This window comes from Paenibacillus sp. J22P218, from assembly GCF_056269195.1.
The window spans coordinates 557,856-570,376 of sequence record NZ_JBWDNL010000002.1 but is presented as its reverse complement, the minus strand read 5'-3'; the positions used below and the strand labels follow the sequence as shown (position 1 = coordinate 570,376).

At 52.7% G+C, this 12,521-nt stretch carries 10 protein-coding genes; 5 read left to right on the top strand and 5 right to left on the bottom strand.

Going from position 1 to position 12,521, the window contains the following annotated elements:
* The first annotated feature begins 3 nt into the window (after positions 1-3).
* Together AC0YN0_RS11280 and AC0YN0_RS11275 are read left to right on the top strand one after the other, a co-directional pair.
* The gene (locus tag AC0YN0_RS11280; RefSeq protein WP_475821363.1) at positions 4-1,323 is read left to right on the top strand and encodes a glutathionylspermidine synthase family protein; all 1,320 of its coding nucleotides are present in this window, start codon (positions 4-6) and stop codon (positions 1,321-1,323) included.
* A 68-nt stretch (positions 1,324-1,391) separates the two neighbouring features.
* Positions 1,392-1,796, top strand: coding sequence for a DUF350 domain-containing protein (locus tag AC0YN0_RS11275; RefSeq protein ID WP_475821362.1), 405 nt, complete (start codon positions 1,392-1,394; stop codon positions 1,794-1,796).
* 291 nt (positions 1,797-2,087) lie between these two features.
* On the opposite strand, the gene AC0YN0_RS11270 is transcribed toward AC0YN0_RS11275, so the two are convergent.
* Positions 2,088-2,321, bottom strand: coding sequence for a hypothetical protein (locus tag AC0YN0_RS11270; protein WP_475821361.1), 234 nt, complete (start codon positions 2,319-2,321; stop codon positions 2,088-2,090).
* A gap of 310 nt (positions 2,322-2,631) precedes the next feature.
* Between AC0YN0_RS11270 and AC0YN0_RS11265 the strand changes: the two genes are divergently transcribed.
* Positions 2,632-5,370: an Ig-like domain-containing protein gene (locus AC0YN0_RS11265; protein ID WP_475821360.1), complete on the top strand. Its 2,739-nt coding sequence runs from the start codon at positions 2,632-2,634 to the stop codon at positions 5,368-5,370.
* Positions 5,371-5,431: 61 nt separating this feature from the next.
* Here the strand turns inward: AC0YN0_RS11265 and AC0YN0_RS11260 are convergent, their stop codons facing one another.
* The 4 genes from AC0YN0_RS11260 to AC0YN0_RS11245 form a co-directional block, all read right to left on the bottom strand.
* The gene (locus AC0YN0_RS11260) at positions 5,432-6,103 is read right to left on the bottom strand and encodes a DNA alkylation repair protein (protein WP_475821359.1); all 672 of its coding nucleotides are present in this window, start codon (positions 6,101-6,103) and stop codon (positions 5,432-5,434) included.
* Entirely contained in the window at positions 6,097-6,738 is a 642-nt protein-coding gene (locus tag AC0YN0_RS11255) for an SLOG family protein (protein WP_475821358.1), read from the bottom strand. The genes AC0YN0_RS11260 and AC0YN0_RS11255 overlap by 7 nt, the downstream gene beginning before the upstream one ends.
* Positions 6,739-6,869: 131 nt before the next feature.
* Positions 6,870-7,982, bottom strand: coding sequence for a slipin family protein (locus AC0YN0_RS11250; protein ID WP_475821357.1), 1,113 nt, complete (start codon positions 7,980-7,982; stop codon positions 6,870-6,872).
* Positions 7,983-8,523: 541 nt separating this feature from the next.
* Positions 8,524-9,954 (bottom strand): RtcB family protein, encoded by a 1,431-nt coding sequence (locus tag AC0YN0_RS11245; protein WP_475821356.1) that lies wholly within the window; start codon positions 9,952-9,954, stop codon positions 8,524-8,526.
* 200 nt (positions 9,955-10,154) lie between these two features.
* On the opposite strand from AC0YN0_RS11245, the gene AC0YN0_RS11240 reads away from it, so the two are divergent.
* Both AC0YN0_RS11240 and AC0YN0_RS11235 read left to right on the top strand, forming a co-directional pair.
* Positions 10,155-11,471: a helix-turn-helix transcriptional regulator gene (locus AC0YN0_RS11240; RefSeq protein WP_475821355.1), complete on the top strand. Its 1,317-nt coding sequence runs from the start codon at positions 10,155-10,157 to the stop codon at positions 11,469-11,471.
* Positions 11,458-12,261 (top strand): WYL domain-containing protein, encoded by an 804-nt coding sequence (locus AC0YN0_RS11235; protein WP_475821354.1) that lies wholly within the window; start codon positions 11,458-11,460, stop codon positions 12,259-12,261. Before AC0YN0_RS11240 ends, AC0YN0_RS11235 begins: the two co-directional genes overlap by 14 nt.
* Positions 12,262-12,521 lie beyond the last annotated feature (260 nt).

Sequence of the window (12,521 nt, the reverse complement as noted above, 5' to 3'; positions counted from 1 at the left end):
GCCATGCAGCGAGTTATCCCGCTGGGCCTTACGGCGGAAGAGCTGTTCCAAGGCGAGCTTGCAGATCGCCTTCCTTATCACCGGATGTACGGCAAGCAATATTGCCTCCCTTCCGTAACCTTGTATGCGCGCGATGAATACGAGGAGCTTCGAAACGCTTCCGAGCTTGTGGACCGCATTTATTGGAAAGCGCTTCGGTTCGCCCAGCGCTGCCTGCCGGACCCCTTTTTATCGGTGCAACTTGGCATTCACCCTTCTTTGGTCGATGCAGCGAGAATTGAGACGCCTGCACACGGACTCTCCAGACAAGATTGGATCCTAAGCGCTGACGGTATGAAATGTATCGAGAACAATACCGATACGCCGTCGGGCGTACCGGAAGCTGCTTATCTCGGCAACATCGTTGCCGGTCGCTATACGCCTTATCGCTCGGCCGCGACGGGAATGCGCGATTGCATGCTGGAAGCCTTCGGCGGGTTGATCCGCCATTATCGTGAAGCGGGACTGGACGGCATCATCGCCTGCAGCAGCTATGATTGGCATCTGGAGGACAAATGCAATACCGAATATGTGGTGGACGTCATCCGCGAGCTTGGCCATGAAGCGATCTATGTACCGCTCGATCAGCTTGAGATTATTCCTGGAGAAGGCCTATACGCCGACGGCAAACGTATCGGTATTTTGTACCGGCTGTATCCGCTTGAATATTTAATCCATGATACCGACGCAGACAGCGGTTTCGAGGTCGGCGAAGCCTTGATTGAGCTCGTTGCGGAAGGGAAACTCGGTCTAATCAATCCGCCGCAAAGCGCGATTACGCAAAGCAAAGGCTTTATGGCACTGATCTGGGCTTTGCATGAAAGGAACGAGCTGTCGAGCGACGTACTGGGACATCCGCTGTTTGACGCCGGTGAGCTTGAGGCGATTCGCGCCTACCTGCTTCCTACCTATTTTGAGAACGCCGTCTTCTTGCAGGAGCATATTCCCTTCGTGGCCAAAGGCTACTGGGGGCGCGAAGGCAAAGGAACGGCGCTGTACGGCGCGGACGGATTGATGGAACAAGATGAGTGGGGCAATCAGGAGGATGCAGAGGAAGCCGAAGAAACAAAGCAATATTACAGCGGGCAGCCGAAGGTGTACCAGCAGCGTGTCCCGATGGAGAATACCTCCGTACAGACGGAGACCGGAATATACGAAGGTTATCTGCTTACAGGCGCTTATGTCATAGGCGGACGCTTCGCGGGCCTGTTGCCGCGTATCGGCGGCGTCATAACCGGCGACATGGCTTACTTCTGCCCCGCCGTCGTGCAGCAGGACGAGTAGGTCGATATCGGAGCGGAGTTACGGTTGGAAGCAGATTTGTTTTACATATCGATTAGGAGGTTTTAACGATGAATGATTTTTTGGAAAATGCGGGTAACGTCGGCATCGGACTCGTTATTATTTTGGTTATTCTCGTCGTTGGCGCATTCGTATTCAGCAAGCTGACGCGCTACGACGATGCCAAGGAAATTGAGAAGGGCAACGAAGCGGCCGGCTTATATATGGGCAGCAAGCTGCTCGGCCTCTGCATTATCGTCGGTATGGTGTCTTTCAGCTCGGACTCCTGGGTATCGATGCTCATTTGGTCGGGTATCGGCATCGTCATTCTTTGTCTCGTTTATATCATCTTCGACTTCCTGACGCCGCGCTTCAAAGTGTGCGATCAGATTGCTCAGGGCAATATGGCCGTCGCGCAGCTGCTGCGCTCGATCATCATCGGCGTATCGATCGTCATCGGCACGTTCCTGATGTAAACTCGTTTATAGCTGCTGAAGAGACATATTTTAGCAAGTTCTAATATGCCTCTTCAGCTCTAACTCCACTCTGCCGCCTGCAATCCACCGCCTGCGGCATAAGCTGCGTTTCCCATCCTATTCCTCTCAAACTCTGCTTCGCCTCCCCGATAAGACGTTCTCTCCATCCTATTTTTCACCAAACTCTCTCTCAGAAATCCAAAACTGCCCACCTCCTCAGCATAAGCTGGATTTATCCTCCTATCGTCTGCCACTGCTCCCTTTTCCCCGCGATAAGACGTATTTTCCATCCTAGCCGCTCGCTGCAGCATCCGTATTAGCCCTCCAAAAACAAAAGGAATCATCGCTGTACCCGGCGAGATTCCTCTTATGTTTGCTTTGCAGCTTATGCTGTTTCTCCTTCAGCGTCTCGCTTCGTTTGGTCAACGGGTTAACCCCCTGCCAGCTTCCTCTTAGCAGATCAGGCGCGATACGTCCTTGCTTAGCTAGCTTTTCTCTAGCTTTCCTTGCTTTGCTTATAGCCATTGTCATTGCCTCCCGGGCCTAAATTATACGTGCTCTCTATCATTATATGCTGCCGGCGCATTTTGCGAAAGAGGCGCGAAGAGCGCGAACGATGCCGTAATGAATCGACTCCAGGATGAATACATATAGTTTCAAGCGCAAGGAGCAGAGGGCGTCCGCCGGCATGCAAAAAAAAGTTTGCGTTGCCATCTATTGCTTGAAACATTTTGTATCATTCCTTCGTTTTAGAGACTAATCAAGGAATTGAAGCCAATAGGTGGAAACGTACGCTGCAGCTATTTTAAAGGAGGAATGAGCTATCCGAAAATTATTGTTAGTTCTACTGTCCGCCATTTTGTTGTTTGCAGTCATGCCTGCTGCCGCTACGGCAGCCGATGATTTAAGCACGGAGGAGAAGTACCGCTTCTTAGTCAATGAAGGCATATTCACCGGCTTTGCAGACGGAAGCTCGCAGCTCTATACGACCATGACGCGTGAGCAATTCGCGACTGTGCTGTTAAGACTGTGGGATCTGACCGAGGACTCATCCAAAGCGATTTATACCGACGTACTTAAGACAAGATGGTCTTATGGCGAAATACAAGCCGTATCCAGAGCAGGCCTTATGCAAGGCGTGGGCAAAGGAAAGTTCTCGCCAACGTCGAACGTAACCGTCGAGCAGCTGGCAGCTGTTCTCGTACGCGGCTACGGCGCATCCGGCGATGCTTCCAACACCGTATACGGCAGCGTCTCCGCATGGGCGAAACGCGATGTCGGCGTCGCGCTGAACAAAGGCTGGATCACGCCGCAATCCGACTACCGCACGAACGCGCTGCGCTCGCAGCTTGTACAGGCGGCTTACTCCGTCTATATCGATATGAATCCGGACAAAGATCCGGAGCGCGAGAAGCTCGAGGTGAACTCAATCGTCTCCATATCGAACAACGTGCTGCTCGTCGATCTTCGCAAGTCCGTCAAGGAAATATCGCTTGACCAATTCAAGCTGAGAGACGATTACGGCAGAGATGTCCGCATTCAACGCGCTTCGCTAAGCGATTTCGGAACGCTCGTCACCTTGACGACCGATAAGCAAACAAGCGGCAAGACGTACCGGCTTACCGTTGACGGCGATACTTGGAGCTACAAAGTGTACGAGAGCGATCCAGAACCGCCGAGAGATACGACTAAACCGCGCATCACATCCAGCAAAATCACGAGCGAGGCGAAGATTGAGCTCGTATTCAGCGAACAGGTTACGGAAAGCTCCGCCGAGAACTGGTCCAACTACCGTTTTAACAACAATCTCGACATTACGGGCATCGACCTGTCTTCAGACCGCAAGAAGGTTACGATTACGACCGAGAAACAGGAGTCCGGAACAGTCTATACGCTGACGGTCAAAAATATTAAAGACCTTGCCGGAAATACGATGGATTCCCGCAGCGATCTGTACTTCGGCGCCGTAGTCGACAGAACTGCTCCGGCCGTAACCAAGTTCACGCAGCAGGGCAATAAGATCGTTATTACGTTCAGCGAAGCGCTCGATAGCGGAACCGCGAATGACGAAGACAACTATGATATTGACGGCGGACTGGACAATCCAACGCGGGCAACATACAACGAAGATGACAAGACGGTAACGCTTACGACGACGAATCAGACGAGAGGCAAAAAATATACGCTTACGATCAATGGCGTCAAAGATAAGGCGGGCAATGCCATCGCCGCGAACACGAAGCTCGTCTTCGCCGGAGAAGGCAGCTACGAATCGCCTGCGGTCAGCCTGCAATCGATCATCGCCTTGAACGAGAACACCGTTGAAGTCGATTTCACCCGCTCGCTTGCCGGCATTTCGTTAAGCTCTATCGACATCGACATCGTGACGGATAACGGTAATACCGTATCGATGTCCGGCTGGCGCGTCTATACGTCGCTAAAGCCAGGTGACGACACGATCATCCGCGTCCAATTCGCAACGAGAGATAACGGCAATCCTTCCTTGTTCAAGCAAGGCCACGTCTACGTGGCGAAGGTGACTGGACTGCCGGGTCTCGAAACGGCAAACAACGCGAACAGCGCGCGCTTCGCAGGTGTCGATGAGGCTAATGGCGCGCCTTATGTGACAAGAATCGTACCGGTCAACGCAACTGCCGTTACCGTCTACTTCAGCGAGCCGGTCAAAAACGTGAGTGCCGACAGCTTCCGTCTGACGAACGACAGAGATGATTCGGTGCGCATTAACGGAGACCAGTTGAACGACCGCAATCGAATCGTTACCGAAGTAACGCTGAACCTAGGCGATCGATTAGCGAACGGCAAAACCTACCGCATGAACTTCGTCTCCGGCGTTACGGATGCGGCCGGCTGGAACGGCCTCGTTACGAAGCAGGGCGACTCGCCGTATGTCGTTTCCTTCCAAGGCATCGACCAGCAGAACGGAGCGCCCACGATTCAAGGGGTTACCGTGAAGGATCGATACAATTTCGAAATTATATTCAGCGAGCCCGTTACAGGAGCGGACAACGACGTCTATTCGCTCTACAACGAATCGGATAAAACAAACGTCCGCATTACGGACGACGGTTATGCGCTCTACGAGCTCTCAGCTGACCGGCAGAAAGTGACTGTTCATCTGAATGCCGAGAATGCAGGACCGCTTCGCCAAGACAGAAGCTACAAGCTGTCCTATGAGGCGGACGACGAGGATATCGCCGATCTCCAAGGCAAGCTCATCGAGCAAGATGCCGCCGTTCAATTCAGCGGCTCCGATCGCGATAACGCAAGGCCGTATATTACAGCCGTCGACGGTTGGTCGACGGGATTGTATATTACGCTTAGCGAAACGGTCAAAGGCAACCCTGCCGGCGCCTTCGAGATCGTAACGGCAAGCGGCAAGAAGCTGAGCCCGAGCACAACGACGCTGCAAGGCAACGTTGTCACGCTTAAGCTGCCGACGACCTCTGTCGGTACGGTCGTGGGCGTTAAGTTCTCCGCCCAAGGCGCGGAGTCGCTGCTTGATCTGAACGGCCAGCAGCCCGTCGTAGAGACGATCTTCTACACCGTGCGCTAATCTAACAAAAAGCAGGCAGCCCCGAAGGTCTTCACCGACCATCGGGGCTGCCTGCTATTTTCTACCGCAAATGCTTCATCGCTTCCTTCTCGCTCAGCGGCGATAAACCGGCTGTCGCAACGTAGCGGCTCACCGCTCCCGCGTCCGTCTTCGCATATTCGCGAAGCGCCCAGCCGATCGCCTTGCGGATGAAGAACTCGCTGTCGTCCTTGCAGCGCTCGATATAGTCCTTCAAACGGTCGAAGTCGGTGCTATGCTTGTATTTCAGCTGGTACAATATCGCCGACCGTCGCAGCCACATATTGTCGCCCGTTATCCAGCGATCGGGATAGTCCGCCACTAGCTGCGGATACGCCGACAGCTGCCATCCGATGAGATGGGACGCGATGAAATCGACCGTATCCCACCAGGAATGCTGCGTCACAAGCGTTTCCAGCACATCGATATGCCGCTCGCTTGCATGCTTCCCGTATTTCTCCAGCAGACTCATCGCCGTATAATGAAACTCCCGCTCCGGCAAGCTCCACAGTTGAAGGGCCGTCTCGCGCAGCTCGTCCCCTTTCGGCAACGGATTCGCTTTCCAGAACTCGCGTGTAAGCGCCTGCCGCTCTGGATTGCGAATGCCTAGAAACGGAAACTGATTGCGCATATACGCCTCCATCGGCGCAGCCTGCTCCGGATCGGCATGCTCTCTCAGCCAAGCCTCAAACGCCGCGGCGCATTTGTTCACCATTCCGGCAACTCTCCTCGTCCATTATCGTTTGGTCCATACGGATCGCCTGTATCTTCATCCATTGCAGCGGTTCGATCATCGTCCATAAGCGAATAGCTCTCTTCATTCGCCGCATCTTGAATTTCCTCGGAGGTTAACGTGTAATAGCCGTATCCGTCAGCGTCGTGTTTCTTGAGCGCCTTCTGCTTCATATAGCGCGGACTTCCCTCGGCCGCATCGTCGTCATAGACGAGCAGGATGCCGTCGGTTTTGCGGAATAACAGATCATCTCTCGCCGTCAGCTGCCATACGCCGTTATAAGGCTGATTGCTGACGGAGGAATAGTAGTCGACGCCCTTCAGCAGCTGCTGAAAGTACTCCTTCTTATCGTCCTTCCAGTTCTCCTCGGGATTGCTATACGCTGCAATAATAGACAGCTTCAGGTGCGGATACGTCTCCTTGAGCGCAATAACGGCTTCGCACGCCCATAGATCAACGCCGTATTGACCCGGTGTAATGACCCATTCCAGGCCATCCTCAATAATAGGAATAAGCTTGTTCGTCAGCGCCTTCTGAATATAACCGATCCCTTTATGCTTCTGGTTGAAAATTTGCAGCTCATGCGCCCGGTATCCCGTTACTAGCAAGTTTTTCATACATTCACGCCTTCTTCGTATGTCGCCTGTTTCTCTATTACCCTACTATATCATAATGAGGCGGAACGATGCGAAGAGGCTGTCACAACGGTTCAACAGCACCGATAGACAGCCTCTTCGTCTGGGCTTCATCATTTGTCTGCGCCCTTCACGCTAAGCAGCGAGCCTAGCTGCTCCAACACGTTACCGCCGCCTGTAAGCGAGATCGTGCCGATCTTCTCGCATATTTTCTCCAGAAACTCTAGCTCCTTGAGCCGGTACAGCGTAACGTTCTCATCCATCAGCTTCGCCGTGTTCAGCAGGCTCCGTGTCGAGGCCGTTTCTTCGCGGCGGGTAATGATGTTGGCTTGCGCCTTCTTCTCCGCGAGCAGCACCGTATTAAGAATGTCCTTAATTTCGCCTGGCAAGATGATGTCCTTAAGACCTGCCGATACGAATTCCACGCCATAGCTGTCGCTCTTCTCGTTCAGGCGCGATAGGACGAACGCCGCGATTTCCTGCTTCATGCGCAGCAGATCGTCAAGCTTCATCGTGCCGACATACTCTCGCAATATAAGCTGGAGCAGGATATACACTTGATCCTCGAACGACTTGATCGCGAACGCCTTAAGCGGATCGACAATCTTATATTGGCAGACGAAGTTAAGCCTAAGCGTTACCTTATCCTCCGTCATAATCTCTTGACCCGTCATGTCGAGCTGCTGCTGACGCAGGTCGAATGTTTTCACCAGCACGGACGTTGGGCTTTTCCAAAAATAATATTTGCCCGGACGGAGCTCCCGTTTAAGCACATTGTTATAGAACAGCAAGCCCGTCTCATGGTTTGCGACCTCCGACATTTGGTAATAGCCCTGCAGCTTATTCAAGGCGATCAAGCTAACATCGGAGCTTATCTCCGGAATTCGGAAATCAACGGTTACGAACGTATGCTTATGCAGGATATTCCAGTATGCGTATGTGCCTGCCGTTAGCAACGAGACGAACTTGCCGTCCCGGTAATGGAGCCCGTATTCATAGTCTTGCACGTCAATGACGGTCAGTTCCGCAAGCAGCCCCGCATCATTCAAAAAAAGATTCAAATCTTTATTCGGCACATCGAATCGTTTCGCTGCATTCAGCACGACGATCGACTCCTCGGAAAACCTCGTATAGCGATAGACGCCTGGCGGCAAATGCTTCACATAGCTGCCTTTCTTGAACAGCAAGCCGCGCTCGTCGTCTTTGATCGTTACTTTATTAAACATATCAACACCTCTTTACATGTGGTTTCATTTCGGTTGATGGGTGACCTGGCCTGGACGGCAATTTTCCTGTCGATGAGACGGAACCGGGCTTAAGAAGAAGGGCGGCGTGCCTCATGCGCGCAGCCATCCATAAGCGGCGGCAAGCTCGCTTGCCGCTTGCACCGCGGTATGTCAGGCGTGAGCGATGGAGCATGCGTTCCTTAATCGGTATCCGCACGGCTGCTTAGTCCATCTTCAGTCGGAGTCTATGGAAGCCCTCCGTGAAAATTGCCGAGGCTGGTCGTGAATAGGATTAGGTTCTCTCGATTAAAAGTCGAGTGCTCTACCATGAGCGTGCGTGAAAGGCACGTGGGGAATCGAACCCCTGCTTCATACTACATGTGGGAGATTAGCGAGGCGATGCGCGATACAGCATACAAGCGCATAACATGCGCGAGCACTGCGGGACTCTATGAAATCCCAGCCAAGGTATGCCACCCCTGCCGCTAACCTCATCTATTATTGATGTTATCTTTAATAGCGCATTGGTAAGCGTAAAAAACTAGATGCCCTTGATCGCAGCCATCGGCTTGCATTTGGCGACGACGCCGGCTAACGACGCGCCTACAACGCTGTCGATAATTTGATCGACGTCCTTGTAGGCTTGCGGGCATTCATCGAGAATGCTCTGAAGCGAGCGGTGATTCACGAGCACCTCATCGTCCGTACCGACCTTCATCGATTGCTCGAATTGGTCGACCGTGACGAGCAGCTTCGTCGCTTTGCGCGATCTCGCCCGCCCCGCTCCATGGCAGATGGAATAAAAGTTTTTTATTCCTTCCTCGCGGCCAACCATAATGTAGGAGGACGTTCCCATCGAACCGGGAATTAACGCAGGATGACCCGTCTCCTTGTATGCTGCCGTGTTCAAGAAATGGCCTGGCGGCAACGCGCGCGTCGCGCCCTTGCGATGAACGAGCATCGGTTGATTGCGGTGGAATTCCTTAAGCGCGTAATTATGCATCAAGTCATACAGCACCGGCAGCTCCATCCCCTCGCCGAACACTTCCTTGAACGCTTCGCGTACGCCGTAAGCAATCATATGGCGGTTGCTTACCGCAAAGTTCAGCGCGGAGTACATCAGATTCAGGTACGTCTGCCCTTCGCGGCTCGCGATTGGCGCGTAGATCAGCTGCGGGTCGGGATTGCTGACGCCCCATTGACTCATCGCTTCCTTAATGACGTTGTTATGCTCGCGCCCTACCATTGCTCCCCAAGAACGGGAACCGGAGTGGATCATGACGACGACTTGCCCGTCGAATAAGCCCCATTTTGCCGCTACAGCCTCGTACTCCTCGTTAATTTCCAAGTACTGAATCTCGATAAAATGGTTGCCGCTGCCCAGCGACCCTAATTGGCCATGCGCATGCTTGCGAATCTTGGGAGGCATCTGCTCGAGATAAGCGTGATCATATGGGAACGTAGATTGCTCCACGTGGGTCAGCCATTGCTCATTCGGAATATATTTGTCCGGCAAGCCTTTGAGGCCGTTTCTTACGACGCTCATAATATCGATGTCATTGTAATTCGTATTCGTGCGCTCGTTCGTCGGGACGTATTTTTCGATTGCCGCAATGAGGCTTCGGCGAATCTCTTTATTTTGTATATCGCGCTTATGCAGCGGCGTTATATGAACGCGCATGCCGCAGCCGATATCCGAGCCTACGATCGAGGGCGATACGCAGCCGTCCTTCATGCTCCATACCGCCGTCGTGCCAATGCATGTTCCTACTCCGACATGCGCGTCTGGCGTGTAGCTCATATAGACGTTGCGCGGAATATGCAGATTGTTGTTCGCCATCTCGAACACCTTCGGTTCGAAAGAAGCGAGCACTTCCTCGTTGGCGAACAGATGAAGCTTGCCGCTCGGAAGCTCTAGCTCGTAGTGATTGCCGCCGTGATTTTTGTAAGGATGGTTCGATTGAAGCTCCATTGTGTCATTCCTCCTGACTCTATGTCCGTGTATCGTTAATGTCTGATTCGAATGTTGTAGGTTAAGGCGTCTTACGAGTTCTATCTTGACTCATTTCGTTAGCTGCGAACATGGCGAAAGTATTACAAAGCATAATCAAATCAGTAATTCGATGATACAATGGATAAATGAGGACGCCCCTGGAGAGGAGCAAAACGAACATGGCAAGAGAAAGCTTCGATAAGGAAATTCAGTTTTTGCGGATGCTGGCGCTAACGAGCGGCGCTTACAGCCGTCAGCAGTTCGCCGACAGGCTCGGCATTTCGGTACATACCTTCGATAAAACGCTGAAGCGGCTTAAAGAAATCGTAAGCTCGGTTCACCAGCAGCTTCCCGCGGAGCAGAGCAAGGAGCTGGCGGAGACGATCCGGTTCAATTACTTCGACAGGGCCGATCCGATGCTGCTCTTCCTATTCCGCGCCAAGTCGCTTAAGGAGTCGGAGAGCGAACGCATATCTCTGCTGCTCGCGGCGATGAGCGACCAAGCGCGGACGGCGATGGAGCTGCTCGATATTTGTTACGCAAGCCTACCGGAGGAGCAGGCTCTGCCCGATGAGAAGACGATTCGATCCGACCTGAAGTACTTAGAGCAGGTCGGCGTCATTCGCAAAGCTCCCGGCCCGCGCCCATCCCGCTACCGCCTTCATAACGATTGGCTGACAGAGCTGACAGAGGATGAGTGGCTGGATCTGTATGATTTCGTAGACGTTATGGCGAATACGCAGGTTCCATCGCTCCAAGGCTATCTGCTGCGCGACAGCCTGAAGAAGCAGCTGCTGCGCAGCAACGTGGAGCAAGAGGCGCTAGGCGCTTTTCTATATAAATATCATTATTACTCCCGCTTGCTGGATGAGGCTCATCTGTTCAGCCTGCTAGCCGCCATTGAGCAGCGCAAATACGTTACGTTTCTCTACTTCTCGCCGAAAAAAAAGAAGAGCTATGCTTCGCAGAACACGAACCCGCTATTCGAACGAGATTCCGAGGGCGTATTGGAGAGGGCGCTGCCGCTGAAGGTCGTATACGATCATCAATACGGCCGTTGGTACTTGCTCGCCTACCATGCGCGGCATAACATTCGCAAATACCGGTTGGAAGGCGTCACCCAAATGGCGGATCACGGGGTATCTGCTCCTGCCGAGCTGTTCGAGCAGAAGCTTGCCGAGCTGGAGGAGAAAATCGCTTATTCCTGGCTCATCGATACGGGAAGGCGCGTTACGGTTCGGCTGCGGTTCTTCAATCCCGGCGACGGCTCGCGTAATTTCGTGAAGGAGCGCGTGCTTCATCAAGGGCAATGGGGAGTCATTTTTCAGGAGGATGAAACCTCCTTTCTATACGAGATTGAAGTGAACGGCACGTTGGAGATTAAGCCTTGGATTCGAAGCTTCGGTTCAAGCTGCGAGGTGCTGGAGCCAGCCCAGCTGCGGCGGGAAATGATCGAGGAATGGAAGGAGTTGAAGTCGTATTATGAATCCGTTTGAGAAAATTTTCAATTATCAAGTCATCTCGAAGCTGGACGACTCCGGCACATTCCTAGCTACCGCTCACGAGAGGAGCTGGCTGAAGACGATGCTGTCCGAAGCTGCCTCGCAGCACGCGTTCACTCCGGAGACGCTGAGCAAGCTGCTGACAATGCTGGAGGCTGATCCCGTGCTGAGAACGGACGACCGACTCAGCGAGAAGGCACGCAGCAAAGTCGTCCATGTGTACCATCCGCTGCTGCGCCAACTGCGGCGAGCCATTATGAATCGAAGCGGGATCACGCTCAGCTTCCTCACGAAGGACGGCAGCCTTAACGCTCGCCAGAGCGCTGTTCCCTATAAGCTCGAATACTCGATGGTGAAGCGGGAATGGTATCTGCTATGGTTTCACCTTAGCCGCCGCAGGCTGCTTACGACAAGGCTGAACAAGATTGTCGATATACAAGAAATGGATCTGCCGACTTCGCAGTATGAACAGCTTCAAACTTCTATTCGCCGGTTGATTGACAAACGCAATATGACGGTGGCGATCGAAGTCGTACAGCAATACAACGAAGAGCTGTCGCGTATCCTTTACGCTTTCTCCTGCTTCGATAAGAAAGTCGAATACGATGCCGTTGCCCATCTGTACACGATCCGCCTGACCTTCCCCGGCGAAGAGCAGGAATATGTGCTCTCCAAGCTTCGCTTTCTAGGCAAGCGGGTTAGACTCGTAGACGGCGATTACTTAAAGAGCCGGATGCTGAAGACGGCCAATATGGCGCTTGAACGTTACGGACAGTTGGATTAAAAAACACCCCTTCTTAGAGGCGGCTTATCGCAGCCCCTGTTGAAGGGGTGTTTGTTTGTTTTGAGCTTCATGAGTGGATTTTGTGCAGTCAAAAGGCTAAAAACGAGACGATATGAGAGTTTGATTGGATTTTCTACAGTCAAATGGACGGAGGATGGCCAACGAGGACTCAAATGCCGGTTTTGACTGTATGTTTTCCACTCAAGAGTCACTTAACAGGCGATTAGCTCAATTAGACTGTATGAAATACAGGCTAATCG